Below are 21,219 nucleotides of genomic sequence, written 5' to 3'. Positions count from 1 at the left end.
CAAAACTGGTCTCTACCAAGCATGTTTTCGTCCACAAGGATCCCCATGAGCAAACCTCAATACCTGCAGATCAAGGATGCCCTCACCACCCAGATCCAGGCGGGCGGGCTGCAGGCCAACGACAAGCTCCCCTCCGAACGGCTGCTGGGAGAGCTTTACGGCACCACCCGGGTCACCATCCGCGAGGCCCTGGTACAACTGGAGGCAAACGGCCTCATCTACCGGGAAGACAGGCGCGGCTGGTTCGTGACCCCGCCCCGCTATCGCCTGAACCCGAGACGCACCTCCAACTTCCACCAGATTGTGCGCGAGCAAGGGGGGGAGCCTTGTACCGAGCTGCTGGAGAAGGGCCGCCAGCCGGTGCCCCCCGCCCTGATGACGCGGCTGCAGCTCAAGCCATTCGACAGCCTGTTCCTGCTCAAGCGGCTGCGCTACGCCAACGGACGCGCCCTCTGCTACTGCGAGAACCACTGCCTGCCCGAGCGGGTGCCCGGCCTGCTCGAACTGGATCTCAACGGCAGCCTGACCGAGATCTACGAGGCCCACTACGGTCTGCAGTACGCCCGCATGCAGGTGCGCTTCTTTCCCACCGCCCTGCCGGACGAGGTGGCCAAGGCGCTGGGGGCCACCGCCGGCCTGCCGGCCCTGCGCCTTGAGCGGCTCAACTTCGATCAGCACGGCCGGGTGCTCGATTTCGATCTGGAATACTGGCGCCACGACAGCCTGGAGATCGAGGTGGACACCGGGGAGTAGCCTCATCAAAACGTCACGGGGCTGTCACCCGAACGTCACAAACCTCCCCTAGCCTCTCTCTCGACCAATCTGGTTTATACCAACACTTGATGGAGACAGAGGATGAAACAGGGAACCCCCTTGCTGGCGAGCGCACTGCTGGCCGCCATGACAGCCCCGGTGATGGCCGCGACCGACCTCACCGTCTATACCGCCTTCGAGCCGGAGCAGCTCGCCGAGCTGAAAACCGCCTTCGAGCGCCAGCACCCGGACATCAACATCAAGTGGGTACGGGACTCCACCGGCGTGGTCACCGCCCGGCTGCTGGCCGAGAAGGCCCAGCCCAAGGCCGATGTGGTGTGGGGACTGGCGGCCACCAGCCTGATGCAGCTCGACCAGCAGCAGATGCTGGCAGGCTATGCACCCAAGGGGCTGGACAAGCTCGACAGCCGCTTCCGTGACCCCAAGGCAGAGCCGCACTGGATCGGGCTTGACGCCTTCTTCAGCGCCATCTGCTTCAACAAGGTCGAGGCCGAGAAGCAGGGGATCCCGGCGCCGACCAGCTGGAGCGACCTCACCAAGCCCATCTACAAGGGCAAGGTGATCATGCCAAACCCCAGCTCCTCCGGCACCGGCTTCCTGAGCGTGGCGGGCTGGCTGCAGACCATGGGCGAGCAGCAGGGCTGGCAGTACATGACCGGCCTGCATCAGAACATCGACCGCTACACCCACTCCGGCTCGGCCCCCTGCAAACTGGCGGCCAGCGGCGAGACAGTGGTCGGCATCTCCTTTGACTTCCCCGCCACCAGCCTCAAGGGCAAGGGCGCGCCCATCGACGTGATCTTCCCAAGCGAAGGCTCGGGCTGGGACATGGAGGCCGCCGCCATCCTCAAGGGCACGCCCAAGCTCGAGGCCGCCAAACAACTGCTGGACTTCGCCGCCACCGAGCAGGCCAACAGCCTCTACAACAAGTCCTTCGCCGTGGTCGCCATTCCCCAGGTCGCCAAGGCCAGGGACGGGTATCCTGCCGACATCAAGGGCCAGATGATCGAGAACGACTTCGCCTGGGCCGCCCGCGAGCGCAACCAGATCCTGAGTCAATGGACCGCCAGCTTCGACGGCAAGTCGGAAGCCAAGCAGTAAGCGCCGTTCAGGTGAGCAGCTGTCAACAAGGCCGACTCCCGTCGGCCTTTTGTCGTTGCGGACAAGCGGCGCGTCCGGCATCCATCCTCACCAACCTGCTCGCCTTGCCCCCTCCGCCCTGACCCGCCGTCACGCTCCCGTCATCTTTCTGTCATGGCTCGGTCACACTCCAACCGCAAACTGGTATATACCAAAATAGCAGTGAGCTCGACCATGACCCGGCCCTATCTGGATATCCAGCACCTCAACAAGCACTTCGGGCACTTTCAGGCCCTGACAGAGATCTCCCTTGGCATCGAGCAGGGGGAGTTCGTCTGCTTCCTCGGCCCCTCCGGCTGCGGCAAGACCACCCTGCTGCGGGCCATCGCCGGCCTGGATCTGCCGGACGAGGGCGAGATCTGGCAGGGAGGGCGCGACATCTCCCGGCTGCCCCCCCAGCAGCGGGACTTTGGCATCGTCTTTCAGTCCTATGCCCTCTTCCCCAACCTGACGGTGGCCCAGAACATCGCCTTCGGCCTCGAAAATCAGGGACAGAATAGAGAGAACATCCAGCAGAAGGTGCAACACTGGCTGGCCCTGGTCGGCCTCGATGCCCAGTCCCACAAGTATCCGAGCCAGATCTCCGGCGGTCAGCAGCAGCGGGTGGCACTGGCCAGGGCCCTGGCCCTCTCCCCCGGCCTGCTGCTGCTCGACGAACCCCTGAGCGCCCTCGACGCCCTGGTTCGCACTCATTTGCGCAGCGAGATCCGCGCCCTGCAACAGCGTCTCGGCATCACCACCATCATGGTGACCCACGATCAGGAGGAGGCGCTCACCATGGCGGATCGCATCGTGGTGATGGAGGGGGGGCGCATCGTGCAGGTGGGCACCCCGCAGGAGATCTACCACCAGCCGGCGAACCGCTTCGTGGCAAGTTTCGTCGGCACCATGAACTTCCTCGACGCCCTGGTGCTGAGCCCGCAGCAGGTGCGCCTGAACGAGCAGCCCCTGGCGCTCATCAACCGGGCCCAGGCCGGCAGCAAGTTGCAGCTCGCCATCCGCCCCGAGGCCATCAGTCTGTCTCCCTCACCCCACGGCGGCTTGCTGGCCGAGGTGGAGCAGGTGGAGTTTCTGGGCGCCACCCAACGCCTCATCTGCCGCGCCCAGACCTATCTCGGCCCCCAGCAGGTGCTGGTACAAGGCCCCAATGACGAAAAGGCCCAGTGGCGTACCGGCATGACCTGCTCCCTGCACTGGCCCGCCGACGCCGTGCGCTGCTTCGACGGGGAGGCCTCATGATGATGATGCAGCCCAAGACCCTTGGGACAAACCGCCCAAGGCTGCGCTGGTGCCAGCACCTCGGCGGCTGGAGTCGGGACAGCGTCATCCAGCTCGCGCTGCTGCTGATCGGCATCGCCCTGCTGGCCGGTGGCCTGCTGCTGCCCCTGCTCGCCATGCTGCAAAAGAGCCTGCAGGATCTGGACGGCAACTGGGTGGGACTCGCGAACTTTCGGGACTACTTCCTCTCCCCCCACCTCACCCGCACCATAGGCAACACCCTCTGGCTCGGCCTGCTCATCACCACTCTGGTGGTCGGGGTCGCCTTCGGCTACGCCTACGCCCTCACCCGCACCTGCATGCCCGCCAAGGGACTGTTTCGCCTCATCGGCCTCATTCCCCTGCTGATGCCCTCCCTGCTGCCCGCCATCAGCCTGGTCTACTGGTTCGGCAATCAGGGGGTCGCCAAGGGGCTGCTCGGCGGGGAGAGTATCTACGGCCCCATCGGCATCGTGATGGGGTTGGGTTTCTGGTGCTTCCCCCATGCCCTGATGATCCTCATCACGGCACTGGGTCACAGCGACGCCCGCCTGTACGAGGCCGCCAGGGTGCTCGGCAGCTCGCCCCTTCGCACCTTCCTCACCGTGACCCTGCCCACCGCCCGCTACGGCCTGCTCAGCGCCACCATCGCCGTGTTCACCCTGACCATCTGCGACTTCGGGGTAGCCAAGGTGATCGGCGGCCAGTACAGCGTGCTGGCCACCGACATCTATCGCCAGGTGATCGGCATGCAGAACTTCTCCCTGGGGGCGGTCGCCAGCGTCACCTTGCTGCTGCCCGCCCTGCTGAGCTTCGCGCTGGAGCACAGGGTGCGCAGCAAGATGCAGGAGCAGAGCAGCAGCAAGTCCGTTCCCTATCGGCCAAGCCCCCACAAGGTGCGGGATCTGCTGGCGCTGCTCTGGTGCGGGCTCTGGGCCCTGCTGTTCCTGGCCCTGGTCGGCATGGCCATCTACGGCTCCCTGGTGCAGTTCTGGCCCTACAACCTCAACCTGACCCTGGCGCACTACGCCTTCGACAGCAACAGCGTCTACGGCTGGCAACCCTTCACCAATACCCTCAAGCTCGGCGCCCTCACTGCCATCTTTGGCACCGCCCTCATCGTGGTGCTGGCCTGGGCCCAGGAGAAGGGGCGCCACTTCGCCCCCCTGCGCCAGCTGATGCACCTGCTCGCCATGCTCTCCCTGGCGGTGCCCGGCATGGTGCTGGGGCTGGGTTACATCTTCTTCTTCAACCGGCCGGACAGCCTGCTCGGCAGCCTCTATGGCACCCTGCCGCTGATGGTGCTCTCCTGCATCATCCATTACTACACGGTGGGGCACATGACGGCGCTCACCAGCCTCAAGCAGTTGCCGCGGGAGCTGGAGCTGGTCGCCATCTCCCTTCGCATCCCGCTGCTCAAGGCATTCTGGCGCGTCACCCTGCCCGCCAGCCTGCCCGCCCTGCTGGAGATCTTCATCTACCTGTTCGTCAACGCCATGACCACCACCTCGGCGGTGATCTTCCTCTACTCCAGCGACAGCGTGCTCGCCTCCATCGCCGTGCTCAACATGGAGGACTCCGGCGACACGGCCGCGGCCGCCGCCATGGCCACCCTGATCCTGCTGGCCGCCGCCAGCGTCAAGCTGCTGCAACTCGGTCTCAGCCGCACCCTGCTGGCGCGTACCCAGCGCTGGCGCCAACCCTGACGTTCAACGGAGACAACATGCCCCACACTCAACTCTCCTTCTGGCTAGCCGAGGCCCTGGCCGCCGAGCAGCCTGCCGAGCCTACTCCTTTGCAAGGGCAACATGACGCGGATGTCTGCATCGTCGGCGGCGGCTTCACCGGGCTCTGGTGCGCCATCCAGCTCAAACAGGCGCAGCCCGAATTGCGGGTGCTGGTGCTGGAGAAGGGGCTGTGCGGCGGCGGTGCCTCCGGTCGCAACGGCGGCTGCCTGCTCACCTGGTCCGCCAAGTACCCCAGCCTGTGCAAGCAATTTGGCGAGGCACAGGCCGCCTGGCTGGTACGCACCTCGGAGCAGGCGGTGCACGAGATAGCGCGTTTTTGCGAGGCTCACGGCATAGCGGCAGAGCTGCGAGTGGAAGGCACCTGCTACACCGCCACCAGCGAGGCCCAGCGCGGCGCCATGGCCCCCATCATGGCGAGACTGGATGAAGCGGGATTGAACCGGTGGCAACCCATAGCGGCGCAGGATCTGGCGGGTCAGTGCGGCTCGGCGGCACATCTGGAAGGCGTGTTCAGCCCCCACGCGGGCTCGGTGCAACCCGCCCTGCTGGTGCGCGGCCTGCTGCGAGTCGCCCGCACCCTCGGGGTGGCGGTCTATGAACAGAGCCCCATGCTGCGCCTCGATGCCGGCCAACCGGCCCGCGTTCAGACGCCAGCGGGGAGCGTCAGCGCCGGCAAGGTGGTGCTCGCCATGAACAGCGCCATGGTGGAGCATTTTCGCGAGTTTCGCCGCGCCATCGTGCTGGTCTCCTCCGACATGGTGATCACGGAACCCGCCCCCGAAGCCCTGGTCGCCCAGGGGATGGATCACGGTCGCAGCACGGTGGATGGACGCACCTTCGTCTATTACGCGCGCTCGACCCCGGCCGGACGCCTGATGCTCGGCAAGGGAGGCAACACCTTCGCCTTCGCCAACCGTCATCTGGCCAGCTTCGATGAACCCAGCCGCTACCTGGCCCCCCTCACCCGGGCCTTGCACCGCTTCTTCCCCGCCCTCAAAGACGTGCCCATCGCTGCCAGCTGGTGCGGCGCCTCGGACCGCTCCGTGGACGGCCTGCCCTTCTTCGGCCACTGGCGCCGCCAGCCGAACATCGTCTACGGCCTCGGTTATTCCGGCAACGGGGTGGCCCAGAGCTGGATCGGCGGTCGCATCCTGGCGGCCATGGTGAGAGACGATGAATGGCAAGAGGATATCCCCTGGCGTGAATGCGCCCTGGTGGGGGGGCCGCGCGGCTATTTCCCGCCCGAGCCCGTACGCTGGCTGGGGGCCATGCTGGTGCGCAGCGCCATTCGCAGGAAAGAGAGGGCGGAGGATGCAGGGCTGCCCGTGCGCTGGCTCGACAAGCGTCTCGCCCGCCTCGCCGACGCCGCCGGCAAGGCCGACAAATAGCGATCGTTGAGCCCGGCCAAGCGCGCGATGGGCGAAAAGGCTCCCATTATTCATTCGGTGAATGGAAATAACACAGTCATTCACCGTATTTATGGGGCAAGGGAAATGCCGCCTTGAGGAGCGTTCGGGCCAAGGTGGCGAGCAAAAACAGGGTCGAGCCCGGCAGCCCGGCGAGGAGATGGATGAATGGGAAGAGAAGAAAACAGAAGAGCCCAGATGATGGAATCATCTGGGCTCTTGAATGAATGGCGGAGCAGGTGACCAGGATGATCAGACCACGACAGATCCGCTGTGCGCCCTTGTGGGCCGCCATCTCATGACGACAGCCCCTGGACCCAACTCACTTACTGCACAGTTTGTAGTACACCTCATTCCATTGCAGGGTCTGTTTGAACTCGGGGATGCGTGTTTGCTCGTCAATCACCACGAACTCGATACCCATGATGTCGGCGAAGGTACGCAGCTGTTCGATATCCACCGATTGGGTGAACACCGAGTGGTGGGCGGCCCCGGCCAGGATCCAGGCCTCGGCGCTGATCTGTAAATTCGGCATGGGCTGCCACAGGGCGCTCGCCACCGGCAGTTTTGGCATGGCCTCTGGCAAGTCCACCACCTCCAGTTGATTGACCACTAGTCGGAAACGGTTGCCCAGATCGATGAGGCTGGCATTGACCGCCTTGCCGGCCGGAGCAGCAAACAGCAGGCGGGCCGGGTCGGCCTTCTTGCCTATGCCGAGGTGCTGGGCATCCAGCACCGGTTTCTTCGCGGCGATGGAAGGGCAGACCTCCAGCATGTGGGATCCCAGCACCAGGTTGTTGCCCGCCTCCAGGTGGTAGGTGTAGTCCTCCATGAAGGAGGTGCCGCCCGCAAGACCGGCCCCCATCACCTTGATAGTGCGCAGCAGGGCCGCGGTCTTCCAGTCCCCCTCCGCACCGAAGCCGAAGCCTTGCTGCATCAGGCGCTGGCAGGCGAGCCCCGGCAGCTGGTGCAGGCCGTGAAGATCCTCGAAGGTGGTGGTAAAGGCGCCAAAGCCGCCGTCAGTGAGGAATTTCTTCATCCCCAGCTCCTGGCGCGCCGCTTCATAGAGGGAGGTACGAAGCTCCCCACCCGCCTGCACCGCCTCAGTCAGAGTGTAGGTTTCTTCGTATTCGGCCAGCAGCGCCTCGATGTCGCTGGCGGGGATGGCGTCGATGACCTTGACCAGATCGCCGACCGGGTGGTAGTTCACCTGATAGCCGAACTGGATCTGGGCTTCAACCTTGTCGCCTTCGGTGACCGCCACGTTGCGCATGTTGTCGCCAAAGCGGGCGATCTTCAGGTGGCGGCTGTCGTGAATGGCAGCGGCGACGCGCATCCAGCTGCCCAGCTTGCGGTGGGCCTCTTCATCTTGCCAGTGGCCGACCACCACGGTGCGCGGCAGCCGCAACCGAGCGCCCATGAAACCGAACTCGCGGCCGCCGTGGGCAGTCTGGTTCAGGTTCATGAAGTCCATGTCGATCTCGCTCCACGGCAGATCCCGGTTGAACTGGGTGTGGAACTGCAACAGGGGTTTTTGCAACTGGCTGAGCGCCGGGATCCACATCTTGGTGGGGGAGAAGGTGTGCATCCACACCATGAGCCCGATGCAGCGCTCGTCGTGGTTGGCATCCCGGGCCACCGAGCTGATTTCATCGAGCGTGGTGCCGGTGGGCTTGAGCACTATCCTGACCGGCAGGCCGGCATGCTCGTTGAGTTGATTGGTGATGGTGTGAGCGTGATCGGCCACCTGCTTCAGGGTAGCGGCGCCATACAGGTGCTGGCTGCCGACCAGGAACCACACTTCCAGCTGTTTCATGAATTCCATCTTGGTGTCCTCTGTTTATGCTTTTGTCTGGCCGTAATAGGCGTGTTTGCCATGTTTGCGCTGGTAGTGCTTCTCCAGCAGGTAATCGGGCAAAGGAAGGGCTGCGGGATTGATCTGGCCGGTGAGCCAGGCCATGCGCGCCACCTCTTCCAGCACAACGGCGTTGTGTACCGCATCCTCGGCGCTCTTGCCCCAGCTGAAGGGGCCATGGTTGGCCACCAGCACCCCCGGCATGGTGAGAATGGGGGTCTGCTTGAGGGTCTCGACGATGAGATGACCGGTCAGTCCCTCGTAATCCTCCTCGACTTCTCCCGGGGTGAGCAGGCGCGAGCAGGGGATCTCGCCGTGGAAATAGTCGGCCTGGGTGGTGCCGAAAATCGGGATGGCGCGTCCCGCCTGGGCCCAGGCGGTGGCATGGGTAGAGTGGGTATGCACCACGCCACCCAGTTCGGGATAGGCGCGATAGAGCACCAGATGGGTAGCAGTGTCGGAGGAGGGACGCAGAGATCCCTCCACCTGTTTGCCCGCCAGATCCAGCACCACCATGTCCTCGATCTGCATCCGCTCGTAACTGACGCCGCTCGGCTTTATCACCACCAGATTGCGCTCTCTGTCGATGCCGCTCACGTTGCCCCAGGTGAAAGTCACCAGATCATGGCGTGGCAGATCCAGGTTGGCGGCGAGCACCTGCTCCTTGAGCATTTTGAGATTCATGCTGGTATCCCCCGGTTGTAGAGCGGCTCGGCGGCGGCGCCCCAGGCGAGATAGCGCTGGTAGAGACGCTCGTATTCGGCGACCCGTTCGGGTTGCGGCTGGTGGGTGCGCTCAACGGCGCTCGCCATGTGGCGCTGGGCTGCTGCCACATCGGGATGGATCCCGGCTGCCACGGCGGCAAAGATCGCCGCCCCCAGGGCACAGCACTGATCCGAGGCCACCACCTGGATGGGCCTGTTCATCACATCGGCGCAGGTCTGCATCACGGTGGCGGACTTGCGGGCGATGCCGCCAAGGGCAATCACCTGCTCCACCGGTACCTGCTGACTGGTCATGCACTCCATGATGCTGCGAGCCCCGAAGGCGGTGGAGGCCACCAGGGCACCGAACAGGTCAGGAGCATCGGTGCCGAGGTTGAGCCCGGTGATAGTGCCCTGCAGACGCTGGTTCGCATATGGGGTGCGGCGACCATTGAACCAGTCGAGCACCACCGGCAGGTGGGCCAGATCGCGCTGCTGTTCCCAGGCGGCGGCAAGGCTTGGCAGCAATTCCCGTTTGTGGGCCTCGATGGCGGTGCGCAGCTCCGGATACTGGGTCGCGAGGCTCTCCAGCGACCAGCCGAGCTGGCGCTGATACCAGGCATAGATGTCACCAAATGCCGACTGTCCCGCCTCCAGCCCCACCATGCCCGGCACCACGCTGCCGTTCACCTGGCCGCATATCCCGGCAATAGCGCGATCACCGATGGTGGCCTCGTCGGCGATCAGGATGTCGCAGGTGGAGGTGCCGATCACCTTGACCAGCGCGTTGTTGCCGGCTCCGGCCCCCACCGCCCCCATGTGGCAGTCAAAGGCACCACCGGCGATCACCACCTCGCAGGAGAGGTGCAGTCGCTCTGCCCACTCCGGCGTCAGGGTGCCGACCGGCAGATCGGCGGTCCAACTGTCGGTAAAGAGCGGGTAGTCGAGATCCTGGGTCAACAACGGATCCAGCGCGTTGAGAAACTCGGCGGGGGGCAGGCCGCCCCAGCTCGGGTGCCAGAGGGATTTGTGGCCAGCGGAGCAGCGCCCGCGTCGAATGTCGGCCGGGGCCTGGGTGCCGCTCAGGATGGCGGGGACCCAGTCACACAGCTCGATCCAGTTGCAGGCGGCGGCGCGCACGGCGGCATCGGCTCGGGAGACGTGCAGGATCTTGGCCCAGAACCACTCGGAGGAGTAGACCCCGCCGATGTAGCGGCTGTAGTCGGGGAACAGGCCGCCGTGGCACAGCGCCGTGATGGCTTCGGCCTCCTCGATGGCGGTGTGATCCTTCCACAGCACGAACATGGCGTTGGGGTTATCGGCAAACTCCGGGCGCAGGGCCAGCACACGCCCTTCCCCATCAATGGGAGCCGGAGTGGAGCCGGTGCTGTCCACCCCGATGCCACGCACGGCGGCGCGCTGGGCCGGGGTGAGTTGACTCACCACTGCGACCACCGCCTGCTCCATGGACTCCAGATAGTCGAGGGGGTGGTGGCGGAACTGGTTGATGACCGGCTGGCAGTAATGACCTGCCTGCCAGCGCGGGTAATAGACGACATGGGTTGCCAGCTCGGCGCCGTCATGGCAGCGCACGGCAAGAGCCCTGACCGAATCGCTGCCGAAATCGAGTCCGATGGCGATGTGCTCGGACCTGGGGTGCTCAGACATAAGTGCTCCTGACCATCAATGAGGGTGACTGGTGAGGAACCATAGGAGATGGACCGGACGGGCGGTTAGCCATTGGCTGCTGGAAATATGGATTTAAACGCTATACCGGCAAGAGGGTGACGGCCATCCAGGTTTCGACATGTGACTATTTTGCTAAAAACATAGACAAAATAGCTGCAATTTCACGGCGTGATCCTGCTCTCCATTTTTCTATGTGAAAACGATTACAACTTGATTCGCTCATCTAGCAATAACAATAACGTCATGTTTGGACATGTTTTTATGTTGCGGCCTGAAGAATGGACCCGATGGCTGTGCTTCATGGATACATGGATTGATAGAACACCTGGAGACACTCACATGAACAAAATCGTTAACAGAATGATCGCGATGGGGCTTGCCCTTGGTATGGCAAATTCTGCTTTCTCGGCCGAGGCGCTGAAGCTGGGCTATCTGGTCAAGCAGCCGGAGGAGCCCTGGTTCCAAACCGAGTGGAACTTCGCCGACAAGGCGGGCAAGGATCTCGGTTTCGAGGTGATAAAGATAGCCGTCCCCGATGGCGAGAAGACCCTCAATGCCATCGACAGCCTGGCGGCCAATGGCGCCAAGGGCTTCGTCATCTGCACCCCTGATCCCAAGCTCGGGGCCGCCATCATGGCCAAGGCCAACAGCATGGATCTGAAGGTCATCACGGTGGACGACCAGTTCGTCAACGCCAAGGGCCAGCCCATGGAGCAGGTGCCACTGGTGATGATGGCCGCCACCAAGATTGGTGAACGCCAAGGCCAGGAGCTGTACAAGGAGATGCAAAAACGCCAGTGGGACGTGAAGACGACCGCGGTGCTCGCCATCACCGCCGACGAGCTCGACACCGCCCGCCGCCGGGTCGAAGGCTCCCTGAGCGCGCTCAAGGTCGCCGGTTTCCCGGAGGCCCAGATCTACCGCTCACCCACCAAGGCCAACGACATTCCTGGGGCACTGGATGCCGCCAACTCCATGCTGGTGCAGCACCCGGAGGTGAAGAACTGGCTCATCGTCGGCATGAATGACAACACAGTGCTCGGCGGCGTGCGTGCTACCGAAGGGCAGGGCTTCAAGGCGGAGAACGTCATCGGCATCGGCATCAACGGGGTGGATGCGGTGAATGAGTTCTCCAAATCCAGCGCCACCGGCTTCCTCGGCTCTCTGCTGCCAAGCCCCGATGTGCACGGTTACAAGAGCATCCAGATGCTCCATGACTGGGTGGTCAACGGCACCGAACCGGCCAAGTTCACCGAGGTGACCGACGTGGTGCTCATCACCCGCGACAACTTCAAGGCCGAGCTGCAGAAGAAAGGTCTGTGATTGACGCCATCCAAACCCTGATACCGAAACCGGCATGGCGGAGTACGCCATGCCGATCGGCTGGAGTGAAACATGAATCAGTCAGTTCCTTATCTGGAGTTTTGCTGCATCAGCAAGGAGTTTCCCGGCGTCAAGGCGCTGAAGAATGTCTCTTTCTCCTGCCAGCAGGGCTCGGTGCACGCGCTGATGGGGGAAAACGGCGCAGGCAAGTCCACCCTGCTCAAGATACTGAGCGGTTTTCAGTCTCCCACCACAGGAGTGGTGAAGCTGGCTGGCCAGGAGCGGACGTTCCAGAGCACGGTCGATGCGCTGGAGAGCGGGATCGCCATCATCTATCAGGAGTTGCACCTGGTGCCAGAGATGACGGTGGCCGAGAACATCTACCTCGGTCAGCTACCGACCCGGCGCGGGGTCATTGATCGGGAGAAACTCTATCAGGATGCGGCCAGGCAGCTGGCACGCCTCGGTATGGAGGTCTCCCCCGAGACGCCGCTCAAGTACCTATCCCTCGGGCAATGGCAGATGGTGGAGATCGCCAAGGCGCTGACCCGGGATGCCAGTGTCATCGCCTTCGACGAGCCGACCAGCAGCCTCTCGTCCCGCGAGATCGAGCAGCTGTTTCGGGTCATCCGTCAGCTGCGTGACGAAGGCAAGGTCATTCTCTACGTATCCCACCGCATGGACGAGATCTTCGCCCTGTGCGACGCCATCACGGTATTCAAAGATGGTCAGTTCGTACGTACCTTCGCCTCCATGGATGAGGTGGACCGGGATCTGCTGGTCAAGACCATGGTAGGACGCGAGCTGACCGACATCTATGGCTACAGCCCAAGGCCGCTTGGAGAGGCAGGCCTCAAGGTGGATCAGCTGATGGGGCCCGGGCTCAAGGCGCCGGTATCGTTCGAGGTAAAACGGGGGGAGATCCTCGGCATCTTCGGGCTGGTGGGGGCCGGACGCAGCGAACTGATGAAGCTCATCTTCGGCGCCGACAAGATGCACAGTGGCGAGATAGCGGTGTTCGGCAAGCCGGTGGTCATCGGCAGCCCCATCGACGCCATTCGCAGCGGCATCATGCTCTGCACCGAAGACCGCAAGGCGCTCGGCATCATTCCCATCCACTCGGTGCAGGAAAACATCAACATCAGTGCCCGCCGTCACCACGCGTGGGGGGGCTTCTGGATCAACCAGCAGTGGGAGAACGAGAACGCGAGGCTGCGGATCCGCGACATGCGGGTCAAGACCCCGTCTCCCCAGCAGGCCATCATGAACCTCTCCGGCGGCAACCAGCAGAAGGCCATTCTGGGACGCTGGCTCTCCGAAGACATGAAGGTCATCTTGCTCGACGAGCCGACCCGCGGCATCGACGTCGGGGCAAAGAACGAGATTTACAACGTGATTTACGATCTGGCCAAGGTGGGTATCGCCGTGGTGGTGGTATCAAGCGAGCTGCCGGAAGTGCTGGGTATCGCGGACCGGATCATGGTCATGCGGGAGGGGGAAATCGCCGGCGAGCTTTCCCACGATGAGGCCAACGAGGTCAAGGCGCTCAATCTGGCCATGCCGGCCCGTTGATCCATTGACCGCAACGAGATAGCACCCAGAATTATCAGGAGAAAAATCATGACAACTACTACCTCAGTCGGCCAGGCCGCCAGCGCTGCGGCGGCCAGCGGATCCCGTCTGCAACTGGCCCGCGTCTGGGATCAATACGGCATGCTGGTGATCTTCGCCATCCTGTTCCTGCTGGCCTGCGTGCTGGTACCCAACTTCGCCAGCCTGATCAACATGCGCGGACTCGGGCTCGCCGTCTCCATGTCGGGCATGGTGGCGTGCGGCATGCTGTTCTGCCTCGCCTCCGGTGAGTTCGACATGTCGGTAGGCTCCGTGGTGGCCTGCTCCGGCGTCGCCTGCGCGGTCGGCATCAACGCCACCGAGAGCATCACGTTCGGCATCCTGGCAGGCATGTCGGTAGGAGTGCTGTTTGGCCTCATCAACGGCATCGTAGTGGCCAAATTCAAGATCAACGCCCTCATCACCACCCTCGCCACCATGCAGATGGCCCGTGGGGTGGGCTACATCATTTCCGACGGCAAGGCGGTGGGCATCGTCGAGGAACGTTTCTTCGAACTGGGCAACTCAGCCCTGTTTGGCATCCCGACCCCGGTCTGGCTGACCGCCGTCTGCTTCGTGCTGTTCGGGTTGCTGCTCAACAAGACCACCTTCGGACGCAACACCCTGGCCATGGGAGGCAATGAGGAAGCCGCACGCCTAGCCGGGGTCAACGTGGTGCGCACCAAGATCATCATCTTCACCATGACGGGGCTGATTGCCTCGATTGCCGGCATCATCCTGGCATCGCGCATGACCTCGGGTCAGCCTATGACCTCTATCGGCTTCGAGCTGGTTGTGATCTCCGCCTGCGTACTGGGAGGGGTCTCCATGAAAGGAGGGATCGGCAAGATCTCCTATATCATCGCCGGGGTGTTGATTTTGGGGTTGATGGAGAACGCCATGAACTTGCTCAACATATCCCCGTTTGCCCAGTACGTGGTGCGCGGCCTCATCCTGCTTGCCGCCGTGCTGTTCGACCGCTACAAACAGGTGCGCAAGACACGCATCTGATCCCCTATCGAGCCTGCACAGTTCTGCGTTTAGCGGGTCTGACCAGGGCTACTCCATGGCTCACGACTCATCCCGTTGTGAGCCAGTTCACCAATTTTACATAGCGCCGAGCGTCGGGTGGCGCGTTCCCAACGTGAGTCTTTACAATGGCCCAAGCTGATTTTTTTACCCAAGCACTGTTTTCTGCCATGTCCTCGATGCAAAAAGAGAAGCCGAAACAACTCAACCCCCTGCTGCCGGGCTATGCCTTCGATGTGTTCCTAGTCTCGGGTATGACTCCCATCGAGAAGGGGAGCACGCTCGACTTCATCATTGACCGGCCCCTCGGGATGAAGGGCTTCATCGTCAATTTGACCATCAGGGGCAAGGGGCAAATCTTTCAAGGGGATCAGGCATTCACGGTGGAGCCCGGCGACTTGCTGTTGTTCCCGCCCGCGGCCGTGCACCATTACGGCCGGGCGCCGGGCGCGCAGGAGTGGTATCACCGCTGGGTCTATTTCAGGCCTCGAGCCTATTGGGCCGATTGGCTCAAGTGGCCGCAAGTAACGGAACAGGTGGGGCGGCTACAACTGGCAGATGCTGGGTTGCTTTCTGAATTTGATACTCTGTTTCTCGACATAGAGGAAACTCACAAACAGCTGAGACCTATGTCGGAACAACTGGCGATGAATCTGCTGGAGCGGCTGCTCATTCGCTGCTATGAGGCCTCTTCCCTCAACGCTTACCCCGCTATCGACCACCGAGTTCATCAAGCTAGTCAGATCCTGAGCGAGTCACTCAGTGCCGAGATCTCGGTGGAGGCGCTGGCGGAGCAGGTGTTTTTGTCCCCTTCACGGCTGGCTCACCTATTTCGTGAGCAGGTGGGGGTGAGCATAGTCCGTTGGCGCGAGGATCAGCGGATCATCCGAGCCAAACTGCTGCTGCAGACCACGCCTCTGTCAGTGGCCACCATAGGCCAGCAGGTGGGCTATGACGATCAACTTTACTTCTCGCGGGTGTTCAGGAAACGGGTGGGGGTCAGCCCGAGCGAATACCGTAAATGTGCGACCCCACTCTGACATTGGTCCCAAGTAGACATGCCAACGAATCGCCACTTGAGCCCGATTGAAAATCAACGCCAATAGATATCATCAGGAGACATCAGGCTCAGATCACAGAAAATCCACTCAAGGGCGCCATAGCTGTCTCCCACGTTATCGACCTTGGCATCCGCGCATCGTCTGTCATTGATGCGCACAAAGAGCCATCAAGGACCCCGTCGTGCTACCCGCTTATCAACCTCTTTCCACACCGACCCTCTACCAGCTGTACCAAGCTTGGCCAACTGCTGGCTGAGCACAATGCCTTGTTCGGTGGGGCGGTCATCGGGTTCACGCAGGAAGTCTGCTAACTCACCGTCAAACAGCTGAACCAGCTCTGTGAGCCGCGCGCCTCTGGCAGCGACAAGCAGTACTGTTTTCACTGACCAACAAAATAAATAACAAGAGGGGCCAATGACCCTCTCTTGTTTTGGGTAAATTGAAGGGACGAGAGTAGTGGCGTTGACCTGTCCAAAGGAGTGCGAGCAAGCAGTAGGACAGCCAACACCTGATGGTGCATCAACGGCATACCAAAAAATACAGATACAAAAAAGCCCACCTCATTCAATGAGGTGGGCCATATAGATGGCGGAGGAGGTGGGATTTGAACCCACGGATGGTCGCCCATCGCCGGTTTTCAAGACCGGTGCATTCAGCCGCTCTGCCACCCCTCCGCAGCAGTGCGCCGAATACTACCCATCGCCTTCCCCCTTGTAAATCCCCGCCCCATCCGTTTGCCGATTTATTGGCCTAAATGACGCACAAATCCCGCAAACTAGGCATAACCCGCGCTTTTTCAATCGGATAACTTGACTTGAAAACAGACTCAACCACTATAGGGCCCACCCCCATATTCCCAGCAAGATGGACTTATGAGAATCAAACATGCCCTCTGTGCCGCCCTGACCGGCGTGACCCTGTTCGCCGCCCCGCTGCAGGCGAGTGAGCTGACCAAGAGCGATGTCGAGCAGATCGTGCGCGATTATCTGGTCAAGAATCCGGAAATCCTGGTCGAGATGTCCAATGCCCTGCGCGCCAAGCAGGAGAGCCAGCAGGCCGAGAGCGACAAGGCCCTGATCCAGGCCCACGCCAAGCAGCTCTACGCCAACAACGACGCCGAGAGCGGCAATCCCAAGGGCAGCCTGACGGTGGTGGAGTTCTTCGACTACAACTGCGGCTACTGCAAGCGCGCCCATCCCCTGGTCAAGCAGCTGCTCAGTCAGGACAAGGACATTCGCTACATCTACAAGCAGTTCCCCATCCTGAGCGAGACCTCCTACTACGCCGCCCGCGCCGCCCTGGCGGTGCAGCTCGGCCAGCCGGACAAGTATCAGGCCTTCCACGACAAACTGTACGCCCATCAGGGCCCCCTCGCCGACGAAGCCCAGGTGAAAGAGATCGCCAAGGCTGCCGGTGTCGACTGGAGCAAGGTCGAGGCCAAGATCAAGGATGGCAGCATCGACAAGAACCTCGGCACCAACCGGGCTCTGGCCGAAGCCATGAGCATCTCCGGCACCCCGGCCTTCATCGTCGGCGACCAGATCCTGCGCGGTGCACCGCGGGATCTGGCGAGTCTGCAGGCCATCATCAAGGACGTGCGCGCCGGCAAGAGCATCCAGTAAGACCGCCCGTCGCCCATAAAAAACGCCCCGGCCATGCCGGGGCGTTTTGCTATCTGCGCACTGGCCGCTCAGGCCTGATAACCGTTCGGGTTCTGGCTTTGCCAACGCCAGGTATCGACCATCATCTGCTCCAATCCCCGCTCCGCCTGCCAGCCCAGCTCGTCCCGGGCCAGGGTCGGTTCGGCCCAGCACTCGGCGATGTCGCCGGGGCGACGGGGCTTGACCTGATAGGGGATGGGGCGACCGCTCGCCCCTTCAAACGCCTTGACCATCTCCAGCACCGAGTAGCCCTGTCCGGTCCCCAGGTTGTAGGTGAAGACGCCGGTGTCGCTCTCGATGCGCGCTAATGCCTTCAGGTGACCGATGGCGAGATCCACCACGTGGATGTAGTCGCGCACTCCGGTGCCGTCCGGCGTCGGGTAGTCGTCGCCAAACACCCCCAGCTCCTTGAGTTTGCCGACTCCAACCTGGCTGATATAGGGCAGCAGGTTGTTGGGAATGCCGTTGGGATCTTCACCGATGAGGCCGCTCTGGTGGGCGCCGACCGGGTTGAAGTAGCGCAGCAGCACGATGGCCCAGCGCGGATCTGACTTGGAAAGGTCCCGCAGGATCTCCTCCACCATCAGCTTGGAACGGCCATAGGGATTGGTGGCGCCGGTGGGGAAGTCTTCCCGCAGGGGCACCGAGGCGGGATCGCCGTAGACGGTGGCCGACGAGCTGAACACCAGCCGGAATACCCCCGCCTTGGCCATCTCTTCGCACAAGACCAGGGTGCCGGTCACGTTGTTCTGGTAGTAGGTGAGCGGGATCTGGCTGGACTCCCCCACCGCCTTGAGACCGGCGAAGTGAATGACAGACTCTATCTGGTAGCGGGCAAACAGCCGCTGCAGGCAGGCCCTGTCCAGAATGTCCCCTTCGACGAAGTCGACCGCCTTGCCGGTGATCCGCTCGACCCGTTTGAGAGACTCCGGCGAGGCGTTGGAGAGGTTGTCCAGCACCACCACTTGCTGGCCCGCGTCCAGCAGTTCGACCAGGGTATGGGAACCGATATACCCGGCGCCCCCGGTAACCAAGATTGTCATGTGTTATCCCGTATGCCGATGAAACTGGCCAGAGTGTACCCGCCTGCCCGGTGCGGGAAAAGCACAAGTCTCTGATGACACCATCAGTAATCCAGGCTGATATCCCCTTTGGCGGTGCAGGAGCAGGCCAGCGCCACCCCGCTCTCGAGATCCTGCGGGCTCAAGGTCATCACGCTCTGGCGCTCGATCTCCCCCGTGGTGGTGCAGCGGCAGGCGCCGCAGACCCCGGCGCGGCAAGCGGCCATCATGGTCTCTCCCGCCCCTTCCAGCGCCGCCAGCAGGGTTTGGCCCGGCAAGATTTTCACCTTCTTGCCGCTTTTTTTCAGGGTCAGCCAGAAGTGGTCGTTGCCGGCTGCAACCGGCGCCGCTGCCGGCAGGCCGAAGGACTCCTGGTGCAATTGGTCGGCGGGCAACCCCAGCTCCGTCAGCATGGCGCAGACGGCGGTCATGTAAGGCGCCGGGCCGCACAGATAGACGTGGCGGCTCAAGAGATCCGGTGCCAGCTCCTGGAGCATGGCGGGAGTCAGGCGGCCAACCCAGGGGTGAGTGGCGCAGGCTTGCTCCAGCACCAGGGCATGGCGCACGCCGGGGTGGGCCTCGGCCAGCGCAGCCAGCTCGGCGGCGAAGATCACGTCCTCGGGGGAGCGGGCGCTGTGAATGAAGCGGATATCTGCATCCGGCCGCTTGGCGAGTTCATCCCGCAGCATGGCCCACATGGGGGTGATGCCGGAGCCGGCGCTCAAGAGCAGTGGCCGCTCGCAGGGGAGCGCACTCAGGTTGAAGTCGCCGAAGGGGCCATCGACCCGGATCTCGTCCCCCACTTGCAGACTCTGGTGCAGATGATGGGAGACCAGCCCCACGTCCTTGATGGTGACCTGCCAGCAGGCATCCTGCGGACTGGAGGACAAGGTGTAGGCACGGCACTGGGGCTGGCCGTCGATGTGGGTATGCAGGGTGACACACTGGCCCGCCAGCACGGGGGGCAGAGTGCCCGTCAGGGGGGCGAACTGCCAGCTCACCACATCGTGAGTATCTGCCCGGCGGCCGATGCACCGCAGGGTCAAAGAGGTGGAGGTCATCGCAAGGCTCCTCTTGTTGAAAATAGGGGGAATCCGTCTTGGAAAAAAGGCGAGCCATCAGGCTCGCCAAAGGCTTACAACATCTGGGTCCGGCCCGCACAGGGGCCGGCACAAGGGTCAGGCTGCCAGGATCTCGGCCAGATCCGCTTCGGCACTGGTGGTGCCCTTGAGGCCGAACTGCTCCTCCAGCACCTTGAGCAGGGCCGGGGTGAGGAAGGCCGGTGCGGTCGGACCGGTACGGATGTCCTTCACGCCGAGCGCCAGCAGGGTGAGCAGGATGACGATGGCTTTTTGCTCGAACCAGGAGAGCACCAGGGTCAGGGGCAGATCGTTGACGCCGCACTCGAACGCCTCGGACAGCGCCAGCGCCAGCTGGATGGCGGAGTAGGCATCGTTGCATTGACCCACGTCCAGCAGACGGGGGATGCCGCCGATGTCGCCAAAGTCGAGCTTGTTGAACTTGTACTTGCCGCAGCCCAGCGTCAGCAGCAGGCTGTCTTGCGGGATCGCCTTGGCAAACTCGGTGTAGTAGGCGCGCTCGGCGCGATCACCGTCACAGCCCCCCACCAGGAAGAAGTGGCTGATCTCGCCGGCCTTGACCTTGTCGATCACCGCGGGAGCGGCTTGCATCAGGGCGTTGCGGGCAAAGCCGATGGTGATGAAGTGCTCGAGCTCGGTGTGCTTGAAGCCATCGAGCGCCTGGGCCTTGGCCACCACGGCAGAAAAATCTTCCCCTTCCAGATGGGTGACGCCGGGCCAGCCGACGATGGAGCGGGTGAAGATGCGATCCGCATAGTCGCCCACGTTCGGGTCGATGATGCAGTTGGAGGTCATCACCACGGCACCCGGGAAGTTGGCGAACTCTTTTTGCTGGTTCTGCCAGGCGGAGCCGTAGTTGCCCACCAGGTGCGGGTACTGCTTGAAGAAGGGGTAGGCCAGGGCGGGCAGCATCTCGCCGTGAGTGTAGACATTGATGCCGGTGCCGGTGGTCTGCTCCAGAATGAGTTTGAGATCCACCATGTCGTGGCCGGAAACCAGGATGCACTTGCCCGGCACGGGAGTGACACGTACCTGGGTCGGTTCCGGATGGCCGAAGGCGGTGGTCTCACCGAGATCCAGCATCTCCATGATCTTGAAGTTGAGCAGACCGATGTCCATGGCGCACTTGAACAGGGGATCCAGATCGCTCGGATCCGTGCCGAGCCAGCTCATGATGCGGTGGAATTCGGCGGCGACTTCGCTGTCTTGCTGGCTCAGTACCCGGGCATGCTCCATGTAGGCGGCGGCACCTTTGAGACCATAGAGGCAGAGCAGACGCAGCCCCATGATGTCTTCGTTGACTTCACTCTTGCCACGGTTGACCGCGGTCTGGGGCGCATGGGCCAGCTGTTCCAGCAGCTCGGCACCCGGCTCGAAACCGGCGGCGGCGGGCAAGCCGTTGACCTGCACCGCCAGCTCGGCCAGGCGAGCGGCAAGGTGGCGACGATGGGCCAGCGCCTGATTGACGTAGGCAACGATGCGGGCGGAGTCGAAGTTGACGTTGGTGAGGGTGGCGAAGAAGGCTTTGGGCACGAAGGCATCGATCTCGGCATCGACGATGCCGTGCTCGCGGGCGGCCAGCGCCCAGGCGCTGAGGCCTTGCAGCGTATAGATCAGCACATCCTGCAGATCCGAGGTTTCCGCCGTCTTGCCACACATGCCTTGCGCATAAGCACAGCCATTGCCTGCCGGGGTACGAATTGTTTGTTCACATTGCACACAAAACATCATGCCTCTCCTAATTGGACATTTCAGTTGTTTGTTTTGTGGCGATTCTATTCCCCTCATGGAAAACTTAAT

At 62.6% G+C, this 21,219-nt stretch carries 16 protein-coding genes and 1 tRNA gene; 10 read left to right on the top strand and 7 right to left on the bottom strand.

Features of this window, described 5'->3' with window-relative positions:
- Positions 1 to 45: 45 nt before the first annotated feature.
- The 5 genes from phnR (at position 46) to VZC39_RS04795 (ending at position 6,307) form a co-directional block, all read left to right on the top strand.
- Positions 46 to 753: a phosphonate utilization transcriptional regulator PhnR gene (gene phnR, locus VZC39_RS04815; RefSeq protein WP_349921304.1), complete on the top strand. Its 708-nt coding sequence runs from the start codon at positions 46 to 48 to the stop codon at positions 751 to 753.
- A 102-nt stretch (positions 754 to 855) separates the two neighbouring features.
- Positions 856 to 1,875, top strand: coding sequence for a putative 2-aminoethylphosphonate ABC transporter substrate-binding protein (locus VZC39_RS04810; protein ID WP_434666198.1), 1,020 nt, complete (start codon positions 856 to 858; stop codon positions 1,873 to 1,875).
- Between the two features lie 213 nt (positions 1,876 to 2,088).
- Positions 2,089 to 3,153 carry a putative 2-aminoethylphosphonate ABC transporter ATP-binding protein gene (locus VZC39_RS04805; protein ID WP_434666195.1) on the top strand — a complete coding sequence of 355 codons (1,065 nt, stop codon included), beginning with the start codon at positions 2,089 to 2,091 and terminating at the stop codon, positions 3,151 to 3,153.
- A 2-nt stretch (positions 3,154 to 3,155) separates the two neighbouring features.
- Positions 3,156 to 4,877, top strand: a complete 1,722-nt coding sequence (locus VZC39_RS04800) for a putative 2-aminoethylphosphonate ABC transporter permease subunit (RefSeq protein WP_434668356.1) — start codon at positions 3,156 to 3,158, stop codon at positions 4,875 to 4,877.
- Between the two features lie 17 nt (positions 4,878 to 4,894).
- Positions 4,895 to 6,307 carry an FAD-dependent oxidoreductase gene (locus tag VZC39_RS04795; protein ID WP_434666192.1) on the top strand — a complete coding sequence of 471 codons (1,413 nt, stop codon included), beginning with the start codon at positions 4,895 to 4,897 and terminating at the stop codon, positions 6,305 to 6,307.
- A gap of 340 nt (positions 6,308 to 6,647) precedes the next feature.
- Here the strand turns inward: VZC39_RS04795 and araA are convergent, their stop codons facing one another.
- The 3 genes from araA to VZC39_RS04780 are packed head-to-tail and all read right to left on the bottom strand — an operon-like array spanning position 6,648 to position 10,552.
- Positions 6,648 to 8,150: an L-arabinose isomerase gene (gene araA, locus VZC39_RS04790; protein WP_434666189.1), complete on the bottom strand. Its 1,503-nt coding sequence runs from the start codon at positions 8,148 to 8,150 to the stop codon at positions 6,648 to 6,650.
- Positions 8,151 to 8,165: 15 nt separating this feature from the next.
- Positions 8,166 to 8,864: an L-ribulose-5-phosphate 4-epimerase gene (locus tag VZC39_RS04785; protein ID WP_434666186.1), complete on the bottom strand. Its 699-nt coding sequence runs from the start codon at positions 8,862 to 8,864 to the stop codon at positions 8,166 to 8,168.
- Positions 8,861 to 10,552: a ribulokinase gene (locus tag VZC39_RS04780; protein ID WP_434666183.1), complete on the bottom strand. Its 1,692-nt coding sequence runs from the start codon at positions 10,550 to 10,552 to the stop codon at positions 8,861 to 8,863. Before VZC39_RS04780 ends, VZC39_RS04785 begins: the two co-directional genes overlap by 4 nt.
- Positions 10,553 to 10,912: 360 nt before the next feature.
- Here VZC39_RS04780 and VZC39_RS04775 point away from each other — a divergent pair, with 360 nt between their 5' ends.
- From VZC39_RS04775 to araC, 4 genes are all read left to right on the top strand, one after another.
- The gene (locus VZC39_RS04775; RefSeq protein ID WP_434666180.1) at positions 10,913 to 11,896 is read left to right on the top strand and encodes an arabinose ABC transporter substrate-binding protein; all 984 of its coding nucleotides are present in this window, start codon (positions 10,913 to 10,915) and stop codon (positions 11,894 to 11,896) included.
- Positions 11,897 to 11,968: 72 nt separating this feature from the next.
- Positions 11,969 to 13,468, top strand: a complete 1,500-nt coding sequence (gene araG, locus VZC39_RS04770) for an L-arabinose ABC transporter ATP-binding protein AraG (RefSeq protein WP_434666177.1) — start codon at positions 11,969 to 11,971, stop codon at positions 13,466 to 13,468.
- A gap of 48 nt (positions 13,469 to 13,516) precedes the next feature.
- Positions 13,517 to 14,518, top strand: coding sequence for an L-arabinose ABC transporter permease AraH (gene araH, locus VZC39_RS04765; RefSeq protein ID WP_434666174.1), 1,002 nt, complete (start codon positions 13,517 to 13,519; stop codon positions 14,516 to 14,518).
- A 146-nt stretch (positions 14,519 to 14,664) separates the two neighbouring features.
- Positions 14,665 to 15,576, top strand: coding sequence for an arabinose operon transcriptional regulator AraC (gene araC, locus VZC39_RS04760; protein WP_434666171.1), 912 nt, complete (start codon positions 14,665 to 14,667; stop codon positions 15,574 to 15,576).
- A 607-nt stretch (positions 15,577 to 16,183) separates the two neighbouring features.
- On the opposite strand, the gene VZC39_RS04755 is transcribed toward araC, so the two are convergent.
- Positions 16,184 to 16,271: transfer RNA gene (locus VZC39_RS04755), tRNA-Ser, on the bottom strand.
- A gap of 198 nt (positions 16,272 to 16,469) precedes the next feature.
- Between VZC39_RS04755 and VZC39_RS04750 the strand changes: the two genes are divergently transcribed.
- Complete coding sequence (locus VZC39_RS04750; protein WP_349921300.1) at positions 16,470 to 17,219, top strand: DsbA family protein; 750 nt, start codon at positions 16,470 to 16,472, stop codon at positions 17,217 to 17,219.
- A gap of 68 nt (positions 17,220 to 17,287) precedes the next feature.
- On the opposite strand, the gene galE is transcribed toward VZC39_RS04750, so the two are convergent.
- From galE to hcp, 3 genes are all read right to left on the bottom strand, one after another.
- Positions 17,288 to 18,301, bottom strand: coding sequence for a UDP-glucose 4-epimerase GalE (gene galE, locus VZC39_RS04745; RefSeq protein ID WP_434666167.1), 1,014 nt, complete (start codon positions 18,299 to 18,301; stop codon positions 17,288 to 17,290).
- An 83-nt stretch (positions 18,302 to 18,384) separates the two neighbouring features.
- Positions 18,385 to 19,380 (bottom strand): FAD-binding oxidoreductase, encoded by a 996-nt coding sequence (locus VZC39_RS04740; RefSeq protein WP_434666164.1) that lies wholly within the window; start codon positions 19,378 to 19,380, stop codon positions 18,385 to 18,387.
- 117 nt (positions 19,381 to 19,497) lie between these two features.
- Positions 19,498 to 21,147 carry a hydroxylamine reductase gene (gene hcp, locus VZC39_RS04735; protein ID WP_434668353.1) on the bottom strand — a complete coding sequence of 550 codons (1,650 nt, stop codon included), beginning with the start codon at positions 21,145 to 21,147 and terminating at the stop codon, positions 19,498 to 19,500.
- Positions 21,148 to 21,219: the final 72 nt, after the last annotated feature.

It is taken from the genome of Aeromonas sp. NJAU223 (assembly GCF_051125555.1).
Lineage (GTDB): Bacteria > Pseudomonadota > Gammaproteobacteria > Enterobacterales > Aeromonadaceae > Aeromonas > Aeromonas veronii_G.
This window is presented reverse-complemented; position numbering and strand designations above follow the sequence as displayed.